The 25,973-nt window shown below is 40.6% G+C and carries 20 protein-coding genes; 7 read left to right on the top strand and 13 right to left on the bottom strand.

Features of this window, described 5'->3' with window-relative positions:
- Window positions 1-3,582, top strand: a complete 3,582-nt coding sequence (locus NU887_RS18625) for an ABC transporter permease/M1 family aminopeptidase (protein WP_258424896.1) — start codon at window positions 1-3, stop codon at window positions 3,580-3,582.
- A 162-nt stretch (window positions 3,583-3,744) separates the two neighbouring features.
- Here NU887_RS18625 and NU887_RS18620 read toward each other — a convergent pair whose 3' ends face one another.
- Both NU887_RS18620 and NU887_RS18615 read right to left on the bottom strand, forming a co-directional pair.
- A complete protein-coding gene (locus tag NU887_RS18620) occupies window positions 3,745-4,971 on the bottom strand; it encodes an RNA polymerase sigma factor (protein ID WP_258424895.1) in 1,227 nt (408 codons plus the stop codon).
- 59 nt (window positions 4,972-5,030) lie between these two features.
- Window positions 5,031-5,372: a YciI family protein gene (locus NU887_RS18615; RefSeq protein ID WP_113923187.1), complete on the bottom strand. Its 342-nt coding sequence runs from the start codon at window positions 5,370-5,372 to the stop codon at window positions 5,031-5,033.
- Window positions 5,373-5,608: 236 nt separating this feature from the next.
- Here NU887_RS18615 and NU887_RS18610 point away from each other — a divergent pair, with 236 nt between their 5' ends.
- Both NU887_RS18610 and NU887_RS18605 read left to right on the top strand, forming a co-directional pair.
- Window positions 5,609-6,538, top strand: coding sequence for an NAD-dependent epimerase/dehydratase family protein (locus NU887_RS18610; protein ID WP_258424894.1), 930 nt, complete (start codon window positions 5,609-5,611; stop codon window positions 6,536-6,538).
- A 197-nt stretch (window positions 6,539-6,735) separates the two neighbouring features.
- Window positions 6,736-7,197 carry a RidA family protein gene (locus NU887_RS18605; RefSeq protein WP_258424893.1) on the top strand — a complete coding sequence of 154 codons (462 nt, stop codon included), beginning with the start codon at window positions 6,736-6,738 and terminating at the stop codon, window positions 7,195-7,197.
- 13 nt (window positions 7,198-7,210) lie between these two features.
- On the opposite strand, the gene NU887_RS18600 is transcribed toward NU887_RS18605, so the two are convergent.
- The 4 genes from NU887_RS18600 to NU887_RS18585 form a co-directional block, all read right to left on the bottom strand.
- Window positions 7,211-8,464: an amidohydrolase/deacetylase family metallohydrolase gene (locus NU887_RS18600; protein WP_258424892.1), complete on the bottom strand. Its 1,254-nt coding sequence runs from the start codon at window positions 8,462-8,464 to the stop codon at window positions 7,211-7,213.
- A gap of 17 nt (window positions 8,465-8,481) precedes the next feature.
- Window positions 8,482-9,702 (bottom strand): aminotransferase class V-fold PLP-dependent enzyme, encoded by a 1,221-nt coding sequence (locus tag NU887_RS18595; protein WP_258424891.1) that lies wholly within the window; start codon window positions 9,700-9,702, stop codon window positions 8,482-8,484.
- Window positions 9,703-9,853: 151 nt separating this feature from the next.
- A complete protein-coding gene (locus NU887_RS18590) occupies window positions 9,854-10,630 on the bottom strand; it encodes a carbohydrate-binding family 9-like protein (protein ID WP_258424890.1) in 777 nt (258 codons plus the stop codon).
- Between the two features lies 1 nt (window position 10,631).
- The gene (locus NU887_RS18585) at window positions 10,632-12,383 is read right to left on the bottom strand and encodes a PQQ-dependent sugar dehydrogenase (protein ID WP_258424889.1); all 1,752 of its coding nucleotides are present in this window, start codon (window positions 12,381-12,383) and stop codon (window positions 10,632-10,634) included.
- 306 nt (window positions 12,384-12,689) lie between these two features.
- On the opposite strand from NU887_RS18585, the gene NU887_RS18580 reads away from it, so the two are divergent.
- Window positions 12,690-12,884: a type II toxin-antitoxin system VapB family antitoxin gene (locus tag NU887_RS18580; protein ID WP_258424888.1), complete on the top strand. Its 195-nt coding sequence runs from the start codon at window positions 12,690-12,692 to the stop codon at window positions 12,882-12,884.
- Entirely contained in the window at window positions 12,881-13,279 is a 399-nt protein-coding gene (gene vapC, locus NU887_RS18575; protein ID WP_258424887.1) for a type II toxin-antitoxin system VapC family toxin, read from the top strand. Before NU887_RS18580 ends, vapC begins: the two co-directional genes overlap by 4 nt.
- A 146-nt stretch (window positions 13,280-13,425) precedes the next feature.
- Here vapC and NU887_RS18570 read toward each other — a convergent pair whose 3' ends face one another.
- Window positions 13,426-15,042, bottom strand: coding sequence for a beta-N-acetylhexosaminidase (locus NU887_RS18570; RefSeq protein WP_258424886.1), 1,617 nt, complete (start codon window positions 15,040-15,042; stop codon window positions 13,426-13,428).
- A gap of 210 nt (window positions 15,043-15,252) precedes the next feature.
- On the opposite strand from NU887_RS18570, the gene NU887_RS18565 reads away from it, so the two are divergent.
- A complete protein-coding gene (locus NU887_RS18565) occupies window positions 15,253-16,713 on the top strand; it encodes a Gfo/Idh/MocA family protein (protein ID WP_258424885.1) in 1,461 nt (486 codons plus the stop codon).
- A gap of 234 nt (window positions 16,714-16,947) precedes the next feature.
- On the opposite strand, the gene NU887_RS18560 is transcribed toward NU887_RS18565, so the two are convergent.
- From NU887_RS18560 to NU887_RS18540, 5 genes are all read right to left on the bottom strand, one after another.
- Window positions 16,948-18,330, bottom strand: a complete 1,383-nt coding sequence (locus NU887_RS18560) for a TolC family protein (RefSeq protein ID WP_258424884.1) — start codon at window positions 18,328-18,330, stop codon at window positions 16,948-16,950.
- Between the two features lie 2 nt (window positions 18,331-18,332).
- Complete coding sequence (locus NU887_RS18555; protein ID WP_258424883.1) at window positions 18,333-19,685, bottom strand: HlyD family secretion protein; 1,353 nt, start codon at window positions 19,683-19,685, stop codon at window positions 18,333-18,335.
- 11 nt (window positions 19,686-19,696) lie between these two features.
- Complete coding sequence (locus NU887_RS18550; protein WP_258424882.1) at window positions 19,697-21,397, bottom strand: peptidase domain-containing ABC transporter; 1,701 nt, start codon at window positions 21,395-21,397, stop codon at window positions 19,697-19,699.
- On the bottom strand, window positions 21,387-22,067 hold the full coding sequence (locus NU887_RS18545) for a TetR/AcrR family transcriptional regulator (RefSeq protein ID WP_258424881.1): 681 nt from the start codon (window positions 22,065-22,067) through the stop codon (window positions 21,387-21,389). The genes NU887_RS18550 and NU887_RS18545 overlap by 11 nt, the downstream gene beginning before the upstream one ends.
- A 117-nt stretch (window positions 22,068-22,184) precedes the next feature.
- The gene (locus tag NU887_RS18540) at window positions 22,185-23,828 is read right to left on the bottom strand and encodes a M28 family metallopeptidase (RefSeq protein WP_258424880.1); all 1,644 of its coding nucleotides are present in this window, start codon (window positions 23,826-23,828) and stop codon (window positions 22,185-22,187) included.
- Between the two features lie 150 nt (window positions 23,829-23,978).
- Here NU887_RS18540 and NU887_RS18535 point away from each other — a divergent pair, with 150 nt between their 5' ends.
- Window positions 23,979-25,007 (top strand): alpha/beta hydrolase, encoded by a 1,029-nt coding sequence (locus tag NU887_RS18535; RefSeq protein ID WP_258424879.1) that lies wholly within the window; start codon window positions 23,979-23,981, stop codon window positions 25,005-25,007.
- 117 nt (window positions 25,008-25,124) lie between these two features.
- On the opposite strand, the gene NU887_RS18530 is transcribed toward NU887_RS18535, so the two are convergent.
- Window positions 25,125-25,697 (bottom strand): hypothetical protein, encoded by a 573-nt coding sequence (locus NU887_RS18530; RefSeq protein ID WP_258424878.1) that lies wholly within the window; start codon window positions 25,695-25,697, stop codon window positions 25,125-25,127.
- Between the last annotated feature and the right edge of the window lie 276 nt (window positions 25,698-25,973).

Here is a 25,973-nt window from a genome sequence, read left to right as displayed (position 1 = left end):
ATGTGGAAATTTATCAGGCACGAATGGCAGTATTGGTTTAGGTCCCCGATGCTTTGGATTTTCTTGTTTATTGTGGCTTTGTTGGTTTTTGGAGCTGTATCATCAGACCAGATTCAGATTGGCGGAGGTGTAGGAAGCGTCTATAAGAATGCCCCTTCAGTCATCCAAACGTATTATGGCGTGATGTCACTGATCTGTCTGCTGATGACCACGGCATTTATGAATGCCTCTGCAAACAGGGATTTCAGCACCGGGATGTACCAGTTTGTATTCAGTTCTCCTATTAGAAAAAGTGATTATTTTTTCGGCAAGTTTATTGGCGCCTTATTGATATCCATGATCCCGCTTTTAGGTGTTTCAATTGGTGCTTTGATCGGGCCACTGATGCCATCGGCACAGCCCGAGCGGTATGGCCCGATAATCTGGAGTGGGCATATCCAAGGGATCATTTCATTTGCCATTCCGAATACCATCATTGCGGGAGCGGTTTTGTATAGCCTTGCGGTTGTATTTCGAAACAACATCGTGTCATTTGTAGGAGCGATGCTGATCCTTGTTTTTTATGTGGTATCCCAGGGATTTACAGCAGACCTTGAAAAAGAGTGGCTCGCTAATATCCTCGATCCATTTGGTTTTCAACCTTTGAGTACCTTATCGAAATACAAGACCATCGAAGAGAAGAACCTTTTGCCTACTGCGCTGGAAGGACAGTTTTTGATCAACAGGATCATCTGGATCGGATTGAGTCTGGTACTTTTGATGTTTATGTATTCCCGTTTTTCTTTTAATACAAAAAAAGAAAAGGTTAAGAAATCCAAAATCAAGGTCGAAGAAGAATCATCTTTATTTGATCCTACTGTGATCAGGACTTTTGAAATCCCCAGTACCAAAGGATTTTCTTGGTCGGCATTTCGGCATATGATAGGTTTTGAAACAAAAGCCATCATTAAAAACCAAACCTTTATTATTATCGTGCTGATTGGCTTGATCAACCTGATTGCAAGCCTGACGAGTTTTACCGGTGGGTATGGAACGGATAGGTACCCTGTGACTTATGATGTAATTGATGCGATCAGGGGAGCATTTTATCTTTTTCTGATCGGTATCATCACATTCTATTCCGGGGTTTTGGTATGGAAGGAGCGGGATGCAAAAATCTCGGAAATCGAGGATGCAACGCCTGTCCGGACCGGAATGCTTTTTTCTTCTAAATTGATCGCCATGATGATCAGTATCTTTTTGGTGCTTTGCAGTACCATCTTAGTGGGAGTCATCGCACAGACGGCCTTTGGCTACACGAGGTATGAGCTAGGAGTTTATGCCCAATCTCTTCTGGTTTTGGACATGTTCCGATTTGGATATATGGTCGTGATTGCCCTGCTTTTCCATTACCTGATCAACAACCGGTACATCGCCTACTTTGCTTTTGTGGCATTTATCATCCTGAATGAGTTCATTTGGTCGGTTCTCGAGCTCAATTCCAACATGCTGAGCTATTCGGCCACACCGAGCGTCACTTATTCTGATATGAATGGTTTTGGGCCATTTATTCCCGGATTGGTCTGGTTCAATATATACTGGACGTTGTTTTGCCTGATACTTTGTATCATCATTTATTCCTTTTATGTCAGGGGAAAAGAAAGTGATATCGCTATCAGAAGGAAATATGCTGTACAGCGGTTGAAATCCAAAACGGGATATTTGGCCATATTCGGAATAGCATTTTTGGTTTGCGGTGGATTTGTTTTCTACAATACAGAAATCCTGAATACCTATCTCAATCCAAAAGAACAGGAAACGAGACAAAAAGAATACGAACTGACTTACAAGAAATTTGAAGGGATTGCGCAGCCAAGGTGGATAGATTTGGATTATCAGATAGACATACATCCTTATGACCGGGATTTGTTTGTGACCGTGGAGGCTTTGCTCATGAATAAATCGAAGGAAGCTATTCCAGAAGTCCATTTTAGCATCCCGATGATGCCTGATACCTTGGGCATAGACATCCCGGGAGCAAGTCTTAAGTTGGACGATAAAAGACTCAATTACAGGATTTACAGCCTGTCCCAACCAATGCAACCAGGAGATACTTTACCGATCAAATTGGTGGTTTCCAAAGTTACCAAAGGATTTGAAAATGAGGTCAGCTTTACCGAATTGACTCAAAATGGTACCTTCTTCAACAATTTTGATATCCTGCCGATCATTGGCTATTCCAACAGATACGAGATCTCCGACAAAAACAAGCGGGTAAAACTTGAACTTCCTGTAAGGAAAAGAATGCCTGCCTTGGATGAGTCTGATCTGAAAGCAAGAGAGAATTCCTACATTAACCAGGATGCGGATTGGGTCAAAATGAATACTGTAATCAGTACGGCTGCCGATCAGATAGCTGTAGCACCTGGTAGCTTGGTCAAAGAATGGGAAGAAAATGGCCGAAAGTATTTTGAATACCAACTCGATCACAAATCCCTAAATTTCTATTCATTCATATCGGCAAAATATGAAGTCGCAAGAAAGGAATGGAAAGGTGTGGATCTGGAAGTGTATTACATCAAGGGCCATGAATACAATGTGCCCAATATGCTTCAAAGTCTGGAAAAATCCCTCGACTATTATACCTCAAACTTTGGCCCTTATTTCCATAAGCAGTGTAGGATCATTGAATTCCCGAGGTACAGTTCATTTGCACAGGCATTTCCCGGAACCATGCCTTACAGTGAAGGAATTGGCTTTATCACCGACCTGAGAAATGTGACTGAAGATGACATTGATTTGGTCTATTATGTAGTCGCCCATGAAATGGCGCATCAGTATTGGGCACATCAGCTGATCGGTGCCAATATGCGCGGTACTGAAATGATGAGCGAAAGCTTCTCCCAATATGCTGCACTGATGGTGATGGAAAAGGAATATGGGAGAGACAAAATGAATAAGTTTCTGAAATATGAAATGAACAGCTATCTGCGGGGAAGAAGCGGTGAATTTGAAGCCGAAAGGCCGATTATGGAAACAGAAAATCAAGGCTACATCCACTACAACAAAGGTTCAGTGGTCATGTATTACCTGAAAGAAATGATCGGTGAAGACAAAGTAAACCTCGCACTCCAGAAGCTGATTAAGGATCATGGTTATCAGGAACCTCCCTACCCCACTTCGATTTCTGCGGTGAATGCTTTCCGTGAGGTCACTCCGGATTCATTGCAGTACCTGATCGATGATATGTTTGAGAATATCACTGTATTTTCAAACCGGGTCACAGATGTCAATTATGTCAAATCCGGAGAGGAATATGAAGTCACCTTGACGACTTTCTCGGAGAAATTCAGGGCAGATTCACTCGGCAAGCAAACGGCTGTTCCTTTGGTTGACTTTATTGATATCGGGATTTTTGGGGAGACTGAGTCAAAGCAAACCTATGGCAAACCATTGGTGTACAAAAGGCTCAAGATCACCAAACCTGAAAACACCTTCACCTTCAAAGTCAAAGAAAAGCCACAGAATGCCGGCATTGACCCTTACAACTACCTTGTCGACAGGATGCCGGAGGACAATGTGAAGAAGGTAACAGAGAAATAGTCAAATGATAAATGATGAATTTTGAATGAATTGAAACCTTCTGGGTCTATTTTGGACCTCGGAGGTTTTAAGAATATCGAAAAAAGTAAAATTCATTTCCTTAATTCAACCCACTTTTACAGTCATCTATGTAGCTTCAAACATCGGTCAACCATCCAAACATTAGACCTGTGAAAGTTTTTTCTCAATCAATTTCTTTTCTGAGTCCGTTTTGCAAAGTTCCAAAGCTTTTTGAAGGTGGGATTTGACTTTTGTTGGGTTTTGATCCCGGTAAAGTTCAGCAAGAAGCATGTGATAAAAATGGTTATTGGAAAGACCCAGTTTCTCAGCTTCCTGAATAGCTGTTTCCTTTCCCCTCACTTTTGCAAGGGCATAAGTGCGGTTGAGCGCTGCAATCGGCGAATAGGCAATGGCAAGCAATTGGTTGTATAGATGAAGTATATTTTCCCACTTTTCATCGGAGTCTTCCTGAATTGTATGCCAGTATGCAATACTTGCTTCTAAAAAATACACCGAAATCACAGGCCAAGCTGCAGCTTTGGTCAGGTAATAGTTTCCCCGGGAGATCAATTCAACATTCCAAAGTGAGGCATCTTGATCCTGGTAAAGCACAATTTCGCCGCTTCCCCCTACCCGCGCTTCCAACCTGGATGCCTGAAAACACATCAGCGCCATCAAGGCATTGGTCAAATGCTGGTTGGAGAGAGGATTTTCAAGCAAAAGAAAGTTAAGCCGCATGGCTTCCAGGCAAAGCTCTTTACGGATTAAAGTCTCTGACCTTTCAGAGTAATAACCTTCATTAAATAGCAGGTAAATTGTTTTCAAAACAGGTTCCAACCGCTTGTTGATCTCTTCATCTGAAGGCAAAATCAACTGGATTTTTTCTGTCCGCAATTTTTCCTTTGCTCTAAAAAGTCTCTTGTTTATTGTTTCTTTATTTGTCAGAAAAGCATCTGCGATTTCATCAATCCCAAACCCACAGAGAACCCGCAAAGCAAGACTGATTTGGGATTCAGTAGAGATAGATGGATGACTGATGGCAAAAAGCATCTGAAGTTGGCTGTCACGGATATTTTGTTCAGATAAGTCAACTTCCAATTCCTCAATCCAGCTATTGGATTTTTTGAAACCATCAGAAATTTTCTTGTTAAAAAGCTGGTGCTTTTTAACATGATTAAGTGTCTTGTTTTTTGCAACCCGGTAAAGCCAGGCAGTTGGAAGGTCAGGAATTCCTTGATAAGGCCAGGTTTCCATGGCAGCCAAAAAAGTCTCACTTACGATGTCCTCTGCCACTTCAATATGATCCAAGCCAAAGAATTTGGATAGCACGGTAACCAACTTGCTATACTCCGTCCTGAACAAATGGGGGATTAAATCTTGGCTTTGCATATGGTATCAAAACCCTATCAATCAACATATAGATGAAGATTGATAGGATTGTTTGGAAATCAATGTTTGGCAATCTCTCGAACTTCTACGGTATTGCCTTCTCCCTGCAGAATGGGAGTACCTTTTGCAAATTCGGCTGCTTCTTCGGCGTTTTCCGCCTTGACGATGACGTAGCCACCGATGGTCTCTTTGATATCACCAAATGGGCCATTGGTTACCATCTTTTGATGGTCTACAACTTTCGCCCCGTCAAACAAAAGTCCTGTACCGCCAACAAATTTGTTTTGAGCAGCGATGCCTCCCACCCAGTCCATTTGTTGCTTCATCCAAGCCTGCATTTGTTCGGGAGAAACTTTGCCGGTGGCATTTTCATGTCTGAAAATCAAAATAAATTCTTTCATAAATGTGTTTTTAAAATTGATGGAATAAAAGATTTTAATGGAAGACAAATGGTTTTTCAAATATGGGACATGGGTTAGAAATTATTTTTTTATTGACAGGCTTTTTCCAAAATTGAAGTAATGAAATGGAAATACTAAATTGGGTAAATCTTCAAAACATTCAAAAATTGGCAATTTCTTAACTCTATCCCTTTTTACGCCAATAGATTTTGGGTTAAATTCAAAAAAAAAATTATATGCCATCCTCCCCACTCCACACTATCCTCGGGTCCACCGGAAATATCGGAACCGCACTTGCCAAAGACCTCAATCGCTACACTGACAATATCCGCCTTGTCAGTCGAAATCCTTCCAAGATCAATCCTGATGACCAGTTGATGAAGGCTCAGTTTTTGAACCCATCCGAAGTAGATTCCGCAGTAACTGGTTCTGATACTGTTTATTTAGTGGCAGGAATCACTTACAAAACCAGAATCTGGCAGGAACAATGGCCTATCATCATGAAAAACACGATAAATGCCTGTAAAAAACATGGAGCCAAACTGGTTTTCTTCGACAACATGTATTGCTATGACCCGAAGCATGTAGGGAATCTGACTGAAAACACACCTGTCAATCCTGAAAGCCAAAAAGGAAAGGTCCGTGCCAAAATTGCAAAGTTGATTTTGGATGAAATCAAGGCAGGCAAACTGACAGCCATGATCGTCAGGGCGGCAGACTTCTATGGACCGGGAGCAAAATTGAGTTTCCTCAATGAATCTGTTATCAACCGCATGAAAGCGGGAAAAACCGCACAATGGATGTATGCCGGAGACAAGAAACATTCCTTTACTTATATTCCGGATGCGGCATTTGCGACGGCATTTCTTGCCCAACAGGAAGATGCCTGGAATCAGGTCTGGCATTTACCCACTTCAAACGCTTATCCTACAGGTCAGGAAACGGTTGACATCCTAGCCAAGCATCTGGGTGTAGAACCCAAACTTCAGATACTTGGCCCCTTTATGCTCAATCTGGTATCTTTATTCATCCCGGTTTTGAAAGAAATCAAGGAATTGAGGTACCAATTGGATCAGGATTATTGCTTTGATTCTACCAAAATTGAAAAGGCTTTTGGGTTGAAGGCAATCAGTATTGAGGAAGGATTGAAAAAATGTCTTGAATAAATAATGGATTTCACTGACGCTAACAGCGTGTTTCAAAATCCATTCTTACTATTCGGGAAATACCAAGTATTCCGGCCATGGAAAATATGAGCAAACAATCTTTAAAACCGGTTATAGGCTTGGCTAGAATTTGCTGTAATTCAAGCAAAACTATATATTGAATGATTCAATACGAAACAAATAATCAACCTAAAATCATGGAAAAAATAGAAAGAAGGTCCACCTTAAAAAAAATGATCGCATCCCTAGCAGGTATTGTGGGAATAGGAATAGTAGCAAAAGCTGAAACGGACAACACGCCAGAAAAAGAAGTATTCAATGTCGTTCAAGATCAGGATGTCCCCTTGTTTTCAGGCTCAACCAAACTGGGAAATATGATTTTTGTAGCGGGTAAAGGCGCTCATTTTGAGGGTGATATCAAAGCACATACCGATCATGTTCTCAAAGAATTGGAAAAAGAACTGGTCAAAGCAGGTTCTTCCATGGAAAAAGTGTTGAAAGTGAATGTGTACCTCCATGACCTGAATGACTACAAGGGAATGAATGAGGTTTACAAAGGGCGATTTGGAAAAAAACCTCCTGTTCGCACCACAGTAGCCACCTACGCAGGAGTACCCGGTGATTCTTTGGTGGAGATGGATTGTATTGCTTATATCTAACCCATCCAACTGATTACCTCAACACTACCGGTTCGCTCCGGCCATTGACACTGTAGACAATTACACCGTCTTTGATGGTCATTTCACATTCGAACCGTTTATCAGTTTCCACTTTGTATCCGTTTTTATCCCAAATACCGAATTGGCCTTGTCTCACTTCAATCAAGGCCAAATCGGCTATTGCTCCTTCTGATAGGTGACCGAGTTCTTCTCTTTTGATGGTTTGGGCAGGATTCCAAGTACTTGCCTGGATGATGTGGGGGATTTCCATTCCAATAGCCAGAAATGTACTCATGACATTGAGCATGTCTTTCATGGCCGCATTCATGCTCCCTTTGTGAAGGTCCGTACTGATGGTATTGGGAAAAAATCCTGCTTCCAATGACGGAATTGCCTGCCTGAAATCAAAACTCGCACCACCATATCCCACATCGAAAATAATTCCTCTTTCCTGGGCTTCCCTGACAAATGGTTTGAATTTCCTGGTTTCATAGTCAACAACAGGCTCTCTTGCACCTCCCAATTCCGCAAAAACGTGGGTATATATATCCCCGGGACGCAGGTGGTCCAAAAACAATTCCCTCAATCTCAGTGGAGCAAAGGCCATAGATCCACCAAAATCAATTATGACAGGCATATTGGCAATATTCCCTGCTTCTACAGCCCTATCAACCGGAATCCAATCCCTTTTGGCATAGTGGGCCACCTTAAATCCTACGACGTGTTCTTTGTATTTCAGTGCAGCCTGACCTGTGAGTTGGGCATTCATATCAGAAGTGTCTTGTTCGTAGGCTCCACCACGCATGCCTTCTCCCACAATGTTCATGAATGCCAAAACCCGTGTTTTTGAATGGTCAATGATGTTTTCTTTGAAGACATGGAAGTTTTTCCAGCCCGGTCCACCACAATCCACAATAGTAGTTACTCCAACCCTAAAGGTAAAACTGTCCGGGTCGACTGCCACAAGACCGTCACTTAGGTAACTATTGGGTCGGGTACCATAAAAATTATGGCCATGAATATCTATCAAACCCGGCACAACCAATAAACCCTTTGCATCCACTATTTGGCTGGCACCTGTTGTATCTATATTTTTTGCGATTTTAGCTATCCTTCCATCCTGAATGGCGACATCCATCAATTCATCAATGTTGTTCTTTGGATCAATGACATGACCTCCTTTGATCACCATTTGGTAATTTTGAGCAGAAAGACTTATTGACCCAAAGGATAAAAAGCAGAGTAACAGAAATCCAATTTTCTTCATCTTTTTGAATGATAACGTTAAGCTTTAGCGCTACTCAATTCTTCTTGGATTCTTTTGGCTACAATCTTTTCTTCGTTCGGCCTTAGCATCCAAACAGTACAACTGATTTCATGATCTCCGAATCCAATAACCTCAATGGATGGATTTCCCCTCCTGAGTTTTTCCTGCATTTGGGTGCGGTTGAGATTTATCACAGCTGGATCCCAAGCGATTTTTAGAAAAGGGGTATGATTGGCAATTGGCGGAACCGAAACCGAAGTGGTCACACCATTGACTTTCTTAGCCATTTCTTCAATGTAGCCTATTTTCTCTTCCCAGGATTTCCACTCTTTTACATGGTCTTTTTTTACATATAGTTCCAAGGCCACATACATCCCAAGGATTTCTTCCTTATTGACCTTCATCCCTCTGCCGATTGTATTGCCACGGGGCGGTGCACTCAGTCTCGCTGCTTCAATGATGTGTTTTCTACCCATCAGGATGCCGGCACTTTGCGGCCCTTTCATGGCTTTTCCCCCTGATATACATACCAGATCAAATCCCATATCATTAAATTTCCATAGGTTTTCAACGGGCGGCACATCAGCTGCTATGTCAATCATGGTAGGTATGTTGTGTTTTTTTCCCAATGCCACCCACTCTTCATGTTGGATTTTTCCATCAGGAGCCTGATAATTCAAAAACCATAACATGGCAGTTTGCTCATTGATCGCTTTTTCCAGATCAGCAGCTGTTTCCACTTCTACCAATTTCACCCCGGTATTGGTCAAAGAATGCACATAAGCCACGTTGTGGCTCTTTTGGACAATCACCTCTGATTTCATTCCTTTCAGATTTGGAATCTGTGCGATTTTTTCTTTGTCGGTTCCTGTCAGTACTCCGGCAAGCCCCAACACCATAGCGGACCAGCAACCTGCGGTAACCGTTGCTGCTTCTGCATGGCAGATTTCAGCAATTTTTTCTCCCACTTTGTCCTGAACTTCATCCAACATGATAAATTCCTTGGAAGAAGCTTCAATTGTTTCCATCACTTCTTCAGGCATCAGAGAGGCCGTCATGGCTGTGTAGGTTCCGGCCGCATTGATAAAAGTCCTCAAGCCCAATTCCTTGATCAGGTCCCTTTTTGGAACTGATGGGGAATCAGCAAATACTGATTGGACAGGAATACTGCTTCCTACAATTGTTCCCACCAACGGAAGTGCAGAAAGTCTTTTCAGTAATGTTCTTCTGTTGATCATATCTTTTGTTGTTCGATTTTCAAAATCAATTAAAGAGGTAATTGGGAGCTGAATTATATTATCTAAATCTAAATTTTTAAAAAACATACCGCAAACCTTTGCTATTATTATCCATCCACCTGTACAATAATTGATAATTCCCCCCATGATTTTACTTAAAAACCAAAGTCCCAAAAAACTGCGGAAGGTGAAAGTCCGGTATTGCATTATTCACCTTTGACCAAGTCAAATAATGTGGATTACTGGTAGTACTAGCCGTCATATAGAAATTTGCAGTCCATTTAACCCCTGGTTTGGGATGGGTGATGGCTGTATATTTTTCAAGAATTTTTAAGGGCAATTTGAATTCAATGGTCCAAACAGTATCCTTTTCTATTTCAGGAAATACCTTTTTTGGCAAAGAATGGGCAATTTCAACTTTGCTTATTTCTCTTTCCTTGAGGAAAAGGTATTCCTTCCTCGGAACGGTGACAAATTGCAGCAAAGGCACTCCACCGCAATTGATCTCTAGGTTGAAGTAAAAAAGCGGGTTGGAATTGTCTGGAGAAAAAAAGAATTCGACACAGGAATCGCCGGAAACGTGTCCATTGGTCTCCTGAACCAAACACTGTACATACCGATTTTGTACCTGAAAAATCCCATAGATATTTTTCTCATCATACAAAAGCTTAGCAAATGTGGTTGGAAGGAATTTGGGCTTGTCTCCCATATAATTTGTTATTTCTAGAGCAGGCACATTTTTCCAAACTTCCTTTTCCCAAACTCCGTCAATCTTAATTTTCCCCTCAAGACGGTTGACGTGATAAACCGATTCTTCCATATTTCGCTTCATGTTATTTGTTTCCTTTATATGCTGGGCATTAGTGGTGATAGCAATCAAGCTCATGACTATCACAAAATTCAGATCAAACCTTATTTTACCCCTCATTTTATTGATTTTCTATCTTTTTCCTCACATTGCCAACTTCAATGGCAGAAATACTCTGTGAATCATTTCCAAAGTTTCTTCTTATATAGGTCAATACTGAGGAAATTTCGGCATCAGTAAGAAATGAATGCGAAGGCATGACACCATTGTAGGCAACACCATTGACAGTGATGGCGCCTTCCAGACCTTTTAAAATCAATTCAATTAAAGGTTGGTTTTTCCCATTTACTACACGGGAATTATTGATTGGTGGAAACCTGCTTCCGTCACCCTTACCGTCTCTTTGGTGGCAGGTTCCGCAATGCAGGTTGTAGACCTGTGACCCGGTTTCTATCATTTCCGTTTCCAGATTGTCCAATTCCCTATCCGGATCTTTGATATTCGTTCTTTGGTTTTTCCGCTGTTCAAGTTTGGCTAATGAAGCCTCACCAAAGTCAGATTTTTTCCCCTTGTAAATGATCCGCCAGATTTTGCCTTTTACACTTTCCGAAATATAAAGTGACCCATCCGGCCCCATGGCGATTCCCATTGGACGTGCCAAAGCATCACCGGTATTCACGATGGTGTCCAATCCTGCAAATCCATCTGCGAAAACTTCCCAAGGACCTGCCGGAATTCCCTTTTCAAATGGGACAAATGCAACAAAATAACCTCCCTGAGGATAAGGACCACGGATAGTAGATCCATGAAAGGCGACAAAAGCGCCATTCTTATACCTTTCGGGAAATTGATCACCTCTATAAAAGTGAAGGTCATTTGGCGCAAAATGCCCCGGAAAACCCATCAAAGGTTGGGCGACTAAATGGGCATCACCTTGCAATTTTCCATCTCCTCCATATTCAGGATTCAGTTTCTTTTTGCCTTCAATATGGTCAAAGTAATAATATGGCCAACCTCCATCAGTACCTTCTTCAACCCTAAAAAATTCCTCCGAAGGTAAAACAGCACTTTCCCATGGACCAAAAAGATCAGGCCATGACTTGGTAAAATCATCCCTTCCATGTTGGACTACGTACAGTTCATTCTCCTCCTGATTCCAATCCATGGCTACAACAGACCGGATACCTGTGGCATACCTTTTTCCGTCTTTTTGGGTTTGATTTAATTTGTTGGCATCAAATTGCCAGATGCCGCCATGCCATTCAAGCTGCGGACATGGATACATTCCCGGACTTCCGGGTTTCCTGTTGAACTCCTGACAAACGTCCCCCGGCGAACCAAATGCAACATAAATGTGGCCATCATTGTCAAAAGCAATGGGTTTGGCGATGTGTTCATAGCCATATTTTGCATTTTTGTAATCATCGACCAAAATCAGTTCGGGTTCTCCAGTTGGCAATAAACCATCTCGATTCATTTTGTATCTATACACCTCACCTGCCGTACTGAAATACAAGTAACCGTTATGTATGCGCATTCCCGTACCATAGTTTCCCTTATCAGGATAGTCTCCAAAGTATTCCACAATATCAGCTTTGCCATCCTGATTGGTATCCCTAATTCCTACTATACCTCTCCCGGCTTTATAAGGTGCGCGAAGTTTGACGTAAATATCCCTCAATTCACTGACGGCCAAATGTCTGGCCCTTCCTATACTGTCAACCACCACCAACGCTTCAAAGCCATCTGGCAAAAAAAGTCCACCATTGTCATCATCTCCAGCTGGAAGGTTAACTTTTGGTTCACATGAGATAAACATCCATAATCCTAGACAGAAAAAGAAAGTTTTGACGGCAGTAGAAAGTGAGTGCATTTCCAATATCATAAAATTGCTCTGGTCTTAGGAATTGTTTTAAAATTTGGATTAACAAAACTATCTTTTGTAAAAAGGTGCTTTTCTGAAATATAATATATTTATAAAAATACAATGAGCCATTTATCAAAAACTGAGGAACAGCAAACAGATTTTCCATGCCCAACTCTCCACACCTTCCGAAATGGCTTATGGATGGCTATGGATTTTTAAGTTGGATTAAAAAAAGTTTAAGTTAATTAAAAACTAATTTGAGGAATTTCAGAAGAAAATTATGTGTATATTTCTGAAAATTATACACAATATATGAGGACCAACATTGAAATAGACGAGGAGCTCATGAATGAAGCAATGAAGCTCAGTGGACTAAATACCAAAAAAGCAACAGTTGAAGCGGGATTAAAGCTAATTATATCTCTAAAAAACCAAGAAAAAATCAAGCAGCTGAAAGGGAAGTTAAAGTGGGAAGGTAACCTTGAAAAAATGAGACTTGATCAATGATATTGGTTGATTCCTCTGTTTGGATTGACTTTTTTAATGGAAAAGAAAGTCCTGAAGTTTCTTTGTTATACAATACCTTGGGTAAACAAGAAATAATTACCGGTGACTTGATAATTGTGGAAGTTTTGCAGGGATTCAGCAGTGAAAAAGATTTTGGAATTGCGAAAGAGATTTTAGAATCACTTCCTTTTTTTAATTTATCAAACAAGGAGCTTGCTATCAAATCAGCATTGAATTATAGAAAACTTAGAAAAAGTGGCGTTACTATAAGAAAAACAATCGATATAGTAATAGCCACTTTTTGCATCGAAAAGGAAATCAAATTACTACATAATGATCGGGATTTTGATCAATTGGAAAAATATTTAGGATTGCAAACAATCTCACTATATTAAGAAAATCCGAAAACCATTGATTGATTTCCGGATTTTATGATTTCAATTGTTTACTTTTTGGATATGTAAGCTTTCTTGCTGCTAACCAAATATTACTCGGAGTGAGGTTCATTAGCCGCAACTATGGACTGTGGTCTGTGGACCGATCACTTTTTCTCCTCCCAAACCAACTTTGGCGATTTGTAATAGTTCAAACCCATCGCATCCCAACGGGCTGTATGTTTTTTCAATCTTTCGGAAAAAGACTCCCAGTTTCTCAATTCCTTTTTGGTCCAAGCGACTTCGGCAATTGCGGCCAATCTCGGGAACATCATGAATTCAATTTCTTTCCTTTCGGTAATGGTTTCCGACCACAGTGGGGCTTCCACACCTAGAATGTTCTCCTTCTTAACAGCTGCATCCAATTCTGTCGGATCCCAATTATAAGCATCATCCAACTCAATATAAGCCGCCCAATGCAAGCCCAAATAGGTGGTAGAATCATACTGCATATCAAGATAGGTTTTGGTCGCAGGAGAAACCAAAACCTGATTTCCTTGATTGATAGCCAAGACAGCATTTTCTGCCTTTGCCCAATATTGTGCCACAGCTCCGGGTTCAAGTCTTGCATGTGCTATTTCATCCCATCCCAATGATTTTTTGCCGTATTTGGTTACGATGGCCTGGGCTTTTTCCATAAATGGAATATAATCCTCCAATTCTGTTACAAGGGATTCATCTCCGCCGATATGGATGTAAGGACCTGGAGTCAGTTCAACCAATTCACGGATGACATCGTCCACAAACTGATATGTAATGTCTTTGTCCGTATCCAAAGTACTGAAGCCAACTTCGATACCTGTATAAAGCGGAGTGGCCATACCATCTACACCCAAATCTTTTCTATCAAATGCAACTGCACCCTTCTCCGGAACTGTAATACCGGGATTCAATTGTCCATAAGCAGCCAAAGCAGAATTGGTGTGGCCCGGCATGTCTATTTCAGGCACTACGGTAATGAATTTTGATTGGGCATATGCGACGATGTCTTTGTATTGCTCTTGGGTGTAAAAACCTCCTTCTCCCCCGCCTACTTCGGTTTTACTTCCGATCTCTGTCAGCAATGGCCAGGATTTGATTTCGATTCTCCAACCCTGATCGTCCGAAAGGTGCAAATGGAGAAAATTGATTTTGTATTTGGAAACCAGGTCAATCACATGCTTGACATCTTCCACAGGAAAGAAATGTCTTGCCACATCCAACATAAATCCTCTGTAGGCATACTCTGGTTTGTCTTCGATTTTGCCTGCGCCGATTTTAATCTTGCCATCTAATTTTGAGGATGATTCAATTCCGGCAGGCATGAGTTGCCTCAAGGTTTGGATACCGTTAAAAAGTCCTTCTCCATTGGAAGCGGCGATTTTGATGCTATTTTCATCGATAGAGATAGAATATTCTCCGGGTGATTTTTGGGAAGCTGATTCAATTTCAAAAACAATTACGTTGGACTCACCGGATTCGACTTTTTGTAAATCAAAGCCTGTGGAAGGCTTGATCAGACTTTGGAAAATTTCAATGACAGGATTGATTTCTGAAGCATTTCCTAAGGTAACCAATTTGGTTTCATTTGTTAATGTAAATGAACCTTCTGCTTCAGTTACTGAAAGTGGCTTTGGAATAATGTTGTTTTCACTCAGCGGAGTGGCTTTGTCTGCACAGGAGATGATTCCCAATCCAAAAATGGTGAGGAGGATCAGGTTAGAGATGATTTTAGTGATTTTCATAGAATAAGGTAGCTTTTTGGGTTTTCAACCAAACAAACTTAATTAAAATTTTTATTTAAGATTTTACCATTTAGCAAATTCTTTCTTATCTCCATTTATCAACTCATTTATCCTTTTTTCCAAAATCAAAAAAATAATCCCTTTTCAAACCTCATTTTTAATAAATTGACAAAGTAAAATCTGTAACGGACCATTTTAACCATAAACCGAATGAAAAAGGAAGAATTACCAAAAAAGAACAACTCTAGAAGAAATTTTGTCAAAGCATCCGCAACAGCTTTGGCAGGTTTTTACTTTGTGCCAAGACATGTATTGGGCGGTCCCGGGTTTGTTGCGCCTTCTGATAGGTTGCGGGTGGCAGGTATCGGTGTCGGCGGAATGGGAATGGGGGATGTAAGGGGAGTTTTCAACAGCGGCAAGGCTGAATTTATTTCCTTATGTGATGTGGATGATACTAGAGCAAAAGGCAGCGTTCAAGCACATCCCAAAGCAAAATACTATAAGGACTATAGAGTTATGCTTGACAAAGAGCATAAAAATATTGATGCCGTTACCGTTTCAACCCCTGACCATATGCATGCGGTACAAGCGATGGCGGCCATGCAATTGGGAAAGCATGTTTATGTCCAGAAGCCACTATCCCATGATATCTATGAAGCAAGGATGCTGACTGAAGCAGCAGAAAAATATAAGGTCGTAACCCAAATGGGCAATCAGGGTTCCTCGGGAGAAGGCGTTCGAAAAATGGTAGAATGGTATAATGCAGGGCTTATCGGTGAGGCTACAAGGGTGTATTGCTGGACTGACAGACCTGTATGGCCTCAGGGAATTCCTTGGTCAGCTAATCCTGCAACCCCACCTGCTGACCTTGATTGGGATTTATGGTTAGGTACAGCTCCTAAAAAAGAATACGTGGCCAACCTCATTCCATTCAATTGGCGTGGATGGTGGGATTATGGGACAGGTGCCTTGGGTGATATGGCATGCCATATCATGGAGCCACCATTCCGGGTATTGGGATTGGGATATCCCGAATCTGCAGAATGCAGCGTAGGTTCTGTATACGTCGGTGAATTTAGCAGAGGATATTTCCCGGAGAGCTGTCCTCCTTCCTCACACATTACACTTAGGTTCAAAAGAGAAGGGAAAAGTGACCTTCAGTTCCATTGGATGGATGGAGGAATCCAACCAGCCAGACCTGAAGAACTTGGTCCAAATGAGGTCATGGGTGATGGCGGAAATGGGGTCATCATTGAAGGTACCAAAGGGAAAATGATGTGTGGAACATATGGCGTCAACCCCCAACTTTTGCCGACATCCAAGACCGCAGAAATCAATGTTCCCCAAACAATATACAGAGTTCCTCTTGGTGACAGGGGGCATTACAACAATTGGGTGGAAGCCTGCATCGGTGGCCATGGGAGTAAAGAGTTTAATCAATTGAGTTCACCGTTTTCTGTGGCAGGTCCATTGACAGAATCTGTATTAATGGGAAATCTTGCCATCCGAAGCTATGATTACAGGGTTCCGAGGGAAAGCGGAAATGGATTCAATTATCCGGGAAGAGGTATCAAGCTTGTTTGGGATGGCCCGAATATGAAAGTCACAAATTTTGAACCAGCTAATCAATTTGTGAAAAGAGAATACAGAGAAGGCTGGAAGCTGGGGTGAAAACAGTAAACAGTCTCAGTTGGCAGCAAACAGTTGCAGTAGGCAGTAAACAGTTGCAGTAGGCAGTTTTCAGTCTCAGTATTCAAGGATCAAAGAAAATCCAGCAAATCGGAAGATTTGCTGGATTTTCTTTCTTCTAACAAAATTTATTTCTCCAGATTCTTGTGGATAATTGATTGAAGTTCAAAATAACGAGCTGTGGATAGCAACATGTTGACTATCAAACAATATAAATCAATTATCAAATCCCAAACCGGCAGCATTGAGCATTTTGGCGTATGCTGATTTTCTTTTGGCAGCTAGGTCATTTAGTGTGGTCTGTGCACTGATAAGGCTTACTTCCCGTGCATTGACAAGGAACAGAGAACTTTCTCCTATTTCAAATCTTGTCATTTCACCTTTCAGAAGTTTTTGAAGTCCGTTCACATTGTTGGTATAGACGCCCAATTGTTGTTCGACAGTCTCAAAATTATAGATTTCACTTTCCAGTTTTGTCGTCAATTTGAGAAGTTTCAAATCCCTTTCGTAGGTTTTGAAGTTTATTTTGGCCTTGGCAAGACCCAGATCTCCTCTTTCACCTCTCAAGAACAAAGGCATAGAAAAAGTCGCTCCAAGTTTGTAGTTGTTTTCAAGGAAAGGTGACACCTGAAAATCGTTGATGTTTTCAACCAAGAAATTATAATTGACCTTGAGGACTGGCAACAACATATTTGCCTTATACCTCCTGTCAATCTGAAGGGATTCGATGGCAAAATCAGTCATTTTCAATTCAGGATGCTGGAAAATATACTCCCGCATAGACTCTTTGTTATAATCAAATACTGTCAGGTCGAGGACATTTTCAGGAAAAACTGACTCTAATAGATCAACAGGCTCATTGTTTTCATCCCAAAGGAAAGTGTTCAAAAACTGTGTGGATTTAAAGAATTGGATTTGGGCAGTCTGAAGCCTATATGTCCTATCCATCAACTGTGTATAAGCTTCTACTGTGTCAATGGCAGGAAAATCTCCTTGGATGTAGCTTTCCTTGACCATTTGAAAACGCTCTTCCGCAAGCTTAACCCCACCTTCTAAAACTTTCACATTTTGATAATCCGATGCCCAAGCCCAATACGTTTCAGTGGATTCCAAAAAAAGGTCATTGAGGATTTGAACCCTTTCTGCCTTGGTAGATTCCACATACACTTGGGCCTGCCTTAAAGCAGCCCTCCTCTTATCAATTAGAAGTCCTTGTCCGAGATTGAAAGAAGCGCCAAAAGCCGCCAATCCATCCTCAGGAACTTCCAGTTCGGGATTCAATAAAGTACCGGTATTATATTCCACCAAGCCTTTTAACTCTACGCCAGCCATTGTTGGAATTACAATTCCACCTTCCCTTTTGTCAAAATAGTTTGTGTTTTTAAACCTCTTAGCTTCATAATCACCATACAACCTAGGATCAAAGCCTCCCCGCGAGGCGCGGAGTTCCAATTCCCCAAATTCCACAGTAATATCAGCTTGTTTGGCAACAGGATGGAATGCCCTCACCCATGTCAAATAATTGTCATAGGAGAGCATTTCCTGACCATGGGCCAAATGTGAAAGACCAAATGCCAACAAAAGTATAATTCTGCGCATGTTTATTTCTTATTTTGGTTTTCAGCCTTTTCTCTTGCTGTATAATAATCAGCAGGGAAACCATTAAGCTGTCGCCATATTTCATACCAAAGAGGAACATCGTTGAGTAAAGCAATTCCATCAGCTCCTGATCCGATTCTCAATTGGGTCGGCCAACGTTTTTCTTCCAAATCCTCCACTACCAAAACCCTGTATTTGCCATCAGGCCCTGCAAAGTTATCGATCGCTGTGACCACACCGCCGAAAGTACCGTTGGTAATCTGAGGCCATCCCGAGAATACAATTGCCGGCCATCCATCGAATATAAACCTCACTTTATTTCCGATTCGGATGAGAGGAAAATCTACTGGTTCTATAAACATCTCTACGGCAAGCTGTGCATTACCCGGAAGAATACTCATGATTTCTGCTCCCTCTTTGATAGTCTCACCGATACCTACCTGAATGGCTTCAGTAATGTAGCCTTCCTGTGGTGCCAAAATAAACCTATAACCAGTCCTGACTTCATAATTGGTATATTGATTTTCAAGTTTGGTGGCTGTACCTTCTGCGTCAAATTGGGCAGACATGGCCTCAAATTTATCTGCTGAAGCTTTGGCCATTTTGTCCCTAAAATCATTGTCTATCGCATTCAATTCTATCTGAGCAGCTATAAGGGCATTTTTACTTTTCAAAAGATTGTTCTCTGCTGCCACAATACCTGCCTGTACTTCTTGAAAACGTAGCTCTCTTTGTTCAAAATCCGTCAGAGACCTCAACCCTTCTTGGTACAATTTGTCGGTACGCTTTAGCTGTTCAGTCCCCACTTTAAAATTCACTTTGGATTGTTCAAAACGGATACTGTCAGAAATAACATTGAGTTCTGCCATCCTAAGCCTGTTTTCAGCCTGTTCCTTTCTAAGCACATTATTTTCCTTCAAGGCTTGGATCTGGATCTCAAGTGACTTTACTTTTTCAGAATAGGATTTTGCCGAAAGTGTCTTGGCTTCGACCTGGAGTTGGGTTCTTTCCAAAAGTTGTGGATCAAAATAGTCATCTTTTATCTCAGAAATCCTTAAGATAGTATCCCCCTTCTGTACGTAATCACCTTCTGCCACATACCATTTTTCTATTCTTCCCGCGATGATGGAATGAACTGTCTGCGGTCTTTGGTCTGGTCTTAGTGCGGTTACAAATCCTTTAGACCTGATATTCTGGGTCCATGGCAAAAACAGGAAAAGAAACATTCCGATCATCGTCCAAAGAAGAATCTGGATTCTTTTCTTACTTTCATCTTTTGGAATGGTCATTGAAATGCTCTTGAAACCATCAAAAGACACACTATCTGAAATTTTATTTTTAGAAATCCCTAACATCGCTCTTTAAATTAAATTCCATTTGCTTTTGCATAAACTTCACTGCTTCCATCAAATACCAGCTTACCATGATCCAATTGGATCACCCTTGGAAACTTTTTAATGGTATCTGCATTTTCAGATATCATCATGACTGTCCATGGGCCGTTCAGGATGTAATCGACAATCCTTTGTTTTTCCTCAGGTTCAAAAAACGCAATCATATCCTCCAATAGCAAAGCTTTTGGATTGTTTACGAGACACCTTGCCAACACAATCCTACTGATGATTGATTTGCTCAAACCCTGACCTTCAGGCATCAATTGGGTGTCCCAATCCTCCGGCAGTTTATAGATGTATTCCTTCAACCCCACCATCTTCATGATTTCCCTGACATGGCTTTCTGCTACGTCCTTTTTAAGTGTTATATTTTCAAAAATTGTCCCATGGAAAATAGACTGATGGGAAAGACTATCTCCAATATAACTCCTTAAACGGTCTAGGTTCATCGTATCGATCGGCAATCCGTTGATGATAATCCGCCCCCTATAATCAGTAAACAATCCTGAAATCAGGTACATCAAGGTACTCTTTCCACTTCCACTCTTTCCTGTAAGAATTACTTTCTCGCCGGCATTCAAATCAAATGTCAGGTCGTCAATAATCTCAAAAGTAGAATCCTTTGACTTATAGCTAAGATTTCTGACTTGGAACTGAAGGCTTTCGCTATTTGTGGTCAAAGATTTCTCAGTTCCTTCCTGCCTTTCGATAGGCATATCCATGATCTGTCCGATTTTTTCAGTAGCTGTCAAAGTATCATATACCACATCAAGTGAAAGGATAAGCTTTTCTACTGAGCTTACAATCAAGATAATAATCACTTCTGCTGCAACGAATTGCCCGATACTGATCTGATTGTCAATCAGCAACAAACTCCCCACAATTAACAGGGTTGTAACTATCAAGGCTTTGAATGCAATCATGACTTTATATTGAAATACCAAAACCGCAAAATGCTTGTTTCGGAATTCAACATAAGTAGTCAGTAGTTTATCAATAGTATAGAATGGTAAATTAGAATTTCCGGCCAATTTGAAAGTCCCTAATGTCCTGCCTATTTCTTCCAGCCAATAAGCTGTTTTATATTTTAAGGTAGATACTTTCAGGTTGGTTTCCATTCCTTTTGGGCTGGTGAAATAGAAAATCAAAACGACCAAGCCAATCAAAATCAAACTGAAAATGAGGAAGAACACATTGTACAATGCAAGAAGAATCATCCCAAAGAAGATCTGAACCATCGAAAATGAAAAGTCAATCAAAATCTTTGACATTCCCTTTTGGAGATTTACCGCGTCAAAAAATCTATTGACGAGCTCAGGCGGATATTGACCGTGCAACTCATCCAATTTGAGCCTTGGCAACCTGTAAGCAAATCCAAAACCTGTTTTGGTAAAGATCCTCTGCTCCAGTTTTTCTGTCAGATATAATTGGGAAATCTGAAGAAACCCTCCAAAAGCGATTCCCAGTGCTACCACCAAAACCATAATTAGCCATGCTGTACTGACCCTTCCACCCAAAACAAAATTGACGATCGCCTGTATCCCCAAGGGATAAATCAAAGAAACAGCACCGTTCAATATTGAATAAAAGTAGATGGAATAAACCTCTTTCTTCTCTTCGTTAAGAAGTTTAAAGAACCTTTTTAAAGGAGTTATTGCGTAATCAATTTTCATTTTGGATGGTTTTGAAAACTAGGTTATTGAAAAAATCAATCCTCCTTTCGTCTCCCGGAACCTGTTCGGTGAATCCCGGCAGGTGCTTGGCATAATAAGACTGAATCAGGCTTGATTCCATTACGGTGGACACTAAAGTTTTTGGAAATTCAAATTCAGGATTGATTTCCAAAATAATATCGGCAATTCTTTCACTCAATTTGTTGAAATGGTTGAAAAAACCTTTTTGGTATTCTTCATCCACTTCTTTTGTCATGATCGCCTTGTTTGCTTCATCTGTAATCAATTTTCTCAAAGAAACAGGATCAATGAAATCATTTTGGGAAAAAATCGGACCATTCACCAATATTTTGATGGCTATTTCAAGTTTTTTAAATGGGTCTGTAAGGTTTGCTGTACCAAAAACAAAATTTTGCTCTAAGTATCCCCAATACCAAGAATTCAAAAACAAAAGCAGTTTATGCTTGTTTTCAAAATACCGGTATATCGCCGATTCTGTACAATCTATTTTTGAAGACAGTTTCTTAAACGTGAATTGCTCAAATCCCAATTCCTGCATCATAGAAACACTTTTCAAAATGATGTCTTTTCCAAGTTCCGAACTGAAAGGATCCTTCAAATAAATATCAGGATTGATTTCAACTCGTATTTTTTTGAGAATGTTTTCCATTTTTCATTTCACAACAATCAGGAAACGTGCAGTTCTCACAAATAGTTTAAAATACTCAATAAAAGTTTGTATTACTAACAAAATGTGAACCCATCAAATTAATAAACAGGTTTTGAATTATCTCTTCATGTAGGAATCCCTGACTGCTTTGAATTCTGAACCTTCTTTCCAGCCGGGCCAAGCGGTACTGTTTGACAACTTTTTACCGACTTCATAAAGGAGCTGCACGTCTCCCAACATGGCTTCATAGTCCCAATTGGCAGGATCATAATTGTCACCGGGTTTGTGGTAAACTTCAGAATTGTACTTTGATTCCAATTCCTTCCCATATGCCTTCCCTTTTTCCACATGATCGACACCTATTCCGATGTAGAGTGCAGGAATTCCTATTTTTGCAAAATTGAAATGATCAGACCGGTAATACCATCCTGCTGAAGGAATAGATTCAGGAGTACTGTACCTTCCCTTTTTTTCCAATTCTACATTAAGTATGTCTTCAAGTTCTGACTGACCCAATCCAATGAGTGCCACATCTTTCATTTTACCATAAGGATTCATTCCATCTAGATTAATGTTGGCCACTGTTTTTTCTTTTGGAAAAACAGGATTTTGGGAATAATAGGCAGACCCAAGCAAGCCTTGTTCCTCGGCTGTCACTGTCAAAAACACAACAGACCTTTCCGGCTTGGCATCTTCTATAAAGGCTTTGGCCATTCCCAATAGTGCCGCGGTTCCACTTGCATTGTCCCAAGCGCCATTGTAAATACTGTCTCCCGAAGCATCGGGAGCACCTATTCCCAAATGATCCCAATGGGCTGTATAGATGATATATTCGTCAGGATACTTACTTCCTGTAATTTTGGCGATTACGTTTTTGGATACATCATATTTTGCTTTTACTTCTAGGGAAGTACTTGCAGTCAAGTTCATAGGAATAGCCTGAAAATCAGGTTTTTTAGCTTTTTCAAAAAGCTCTTTTTCATCAAGACCTGCCAAGGAAAACAATTGGCCTGCAATAGGTAAAGCAATCCATCCTTCAAACATGGCCTGATAAGTTGGGGTATTTCTGAGATCCAAAGAAAGTCTTGACGTATTCCAGTTGTTTTGGATGACATTGAATCCATATCCTGCAGGACCTGTTTCGTGAATGATCAATGTTCCTAAGGCTCCATGTTTGGCAGCTTCTTCCATTTTGTAGGTCCATCGACCGTAGTAGGTCATGGTATTGCCCCTGAATAATGAAACATCTTCAGTACCATAACCAGGGTCGTTGACCAAAAGGACTACAATTTTCCCTTTGACATCTATGTTTTTGTAATCATTCCAACCATACTCAGGAGCTACGATTCCATAGCCTGCAAAAACCAACTCTGCTCCGTCCACAGTAAGTAAGGAGTCTGTACGCTGCGTCCAGATGACATAATCCTCTAATCCCTTCAATTCAATGGATTGACTTTTGGATTGAATAGTCATTGTGGGTGCAGGTTGTGTCAAAATAGAAACCATAGGCACTTCCTGAAAGTAGCTTTCCCCATTTCCGGGCTCTACACCAAGGTCTTTGTAGGCCTGCTCAAGGTATTGTACTGTTTTGGTTTCCCCTTCGGTAAATGGTTTTCTTCCCATAAATTCATCGGAGGCCAATTCCATAATATGAGGCTCTACACTGTCTTTCGAAATTTGGTAAGGATTATCTTCAGGAGATTGGCATGAACTTGCCAGAAGAATCAATGAGGCGATTGTAAGCAAATAAGTTTTTTTCATCTTGAATTGGTCTTAGCCAAAAATAACAAAAATACCCCAATCTAAAATCAGGCATTATTTGGATGGAATATTGCTATCGGGATTCAAGATTTGGATTGGTTAAATGCCAGTAAGGTTTTAGCTTTACTGAATACTCATAAAAGTTGCAACATGAAAAAATCATTGCAGTTTCTACTTGGATTCTTGATCATCTTAGCCATAGTTTATATGCTAGGTCCAAAATCCCAAATCGAAGATTTATCAGGAGAATACCCTGCGGTTCCAACCCGGATGGGAGAACTTCAGGCCTTCATCCAAGCAAAAAGTGATACAGTGAAGGGATTGAAACCGGGCAATGAAGCAAAAATTGTTTGGGCAGATAGTATCAATAAGAGTAAAACCCCCTATTCTATAGTCTACATCCATGGATTTGGTGCTAGTAATATGGAAGGAGATCCTGTGCACCGGGAACTTGCGGATTATTTTGACGCCAATTTATATCTAGTCAGACTACCCGAACATGGCATCAGCAGACCGGATGGATTCAGGCACCTAACTGCCCAAAAGTTGGTAGATGAAGCCAGAGAGGCATTTATGGTGGGAAAAAGCCTTGGAGACTCAGTCATTATCGTGGGGACCTCTATGGGTGGTGCATTGTCTTTGGTTCTAGCTTCTGAAAGACCTGATATGAAGGCTTTGGTTCTTTATTCTCCCTGTGTCAGAGAATATGGAGATGCTTTGGAAATCTTTTTTAAACCTTGGTTATCTTTTTTGGCTGAGAAATTTCAATATGAAAACGGGACAATCGTCAACGAAAGAGAAGGTGATAAAGCAAAATATTGGTCCAGGGAATATCACTTGAACAGTTACCGGAGTTTGGGGGTTTTGATCAGGAGTAAAATGAACGCCGAGACGTTTAAAGAAATCCATCAGCCAATGTTCTTGGGATATTTTTACAAAAATGAAGAAGAACAGGACAAGGTTGTCTCCGTTCCTAAGATGTTTGAAATGTTTGACCAAGTCCAGACCCCGGAGAATAAAAAAGTCAAAGTGGCATTTCCCGAATCCGGTGACCATGTCATCGCTTCCAGCATTACCTCTAAAGATTGGGAAGGAGTTCTAAGGGAAACAAAAAGATTTTTGGAAGAGGTTGCAGGTATTCCTGTTCCGGCAAAAGAATTGATTCTCGAAGAGGATTAAGCAGATTCCCGCACAAAGCAAAAAAACCTGTGAAATCACAGGTTTTTTTTTTGCTTGATGGATTCCTTTTTCATTTGACCAAATCAACAATCTGTGTAGGTCATGTTGTGAATTTTATCAATTTCTCTTAGGCAATACTCCTGAGAATGTGATACCAATTGAATTGGCATTATAAGTTTCTCCAAGCATACCTTCATAGTTCATGATGGTGTAAGTAAGACCTACCCATTTGTAAGCAAATTCAATGAAAGGGCCTGAGGCATTTCCAAGAGTGAAATTATCACCGATACCACCCGCATTGAATTTTATATTGGTATGAAAGGACATTCCCAATCCCAGTCTCCAGGTATCATTGAAAACATAATTTCCACTCACATTAATTGGAATTCTGGTAAGTCTGATATGGGCATTGTCTGCTGCGGTGGTTACATATTTGATCCCTACAGAAGATCTCAGTCTGATACTCTCAAGGCTTGGAATGGCATATTCAGCCCCAACTCCCAAGGATATTCCCTGACCTGCATTTACCCTCTGAGAATTCCCGTTGGTAAAATTGACAGTAGCGACGTCATCGCCTCCCAATGCCAATCCACCTTCAATTAAAAATCTTAAAGGCGTGGTGTTTTGGGCAGCAACATAATTGTATAAACCACCCGTCAATAGGAATAAAACTAAAATTGTTCTTTTCATAAATTACTTTTTTTGAGGAATTGAGTTTAATTTGAATTTGGTTTTGAGAGTTAATTGTCAGGACACAAGTTTTTGATTAATATACCTTTGATATTAAATGTGAGTCAATTGCCTAATAGATTAGAGCAAAGAATGATGTTGGATTGAGTAGTTTTGAATGGGTGGAAATTGCCTCAAAGGCATTCTTTATTTTCTTCTAATAAACCAAGTGTTTTTTTTCCGCTTGTCTCACTTAGTTCCACACAAAAGTGGTCTTAAGATATATACAGTTGCTGT

Origin of the sequence: Aquiflexum gelatinilyticum (assembly GCF_024741135.1) — a bacterium.
In the GTDB taxonomy this organism is placed as follows: domain Bacteria; phylum Bacteroidota; class Bacteroidia; order Cytophagales; family Cyclobacteriaceae; genus Cognataquiflexum; species Cognataquiflexum gelatinilyticum.
Note: the sequence above shows the minus strand (reverse complement) of the source record. Positions and strands in the feature narration are given on the sequence as shown.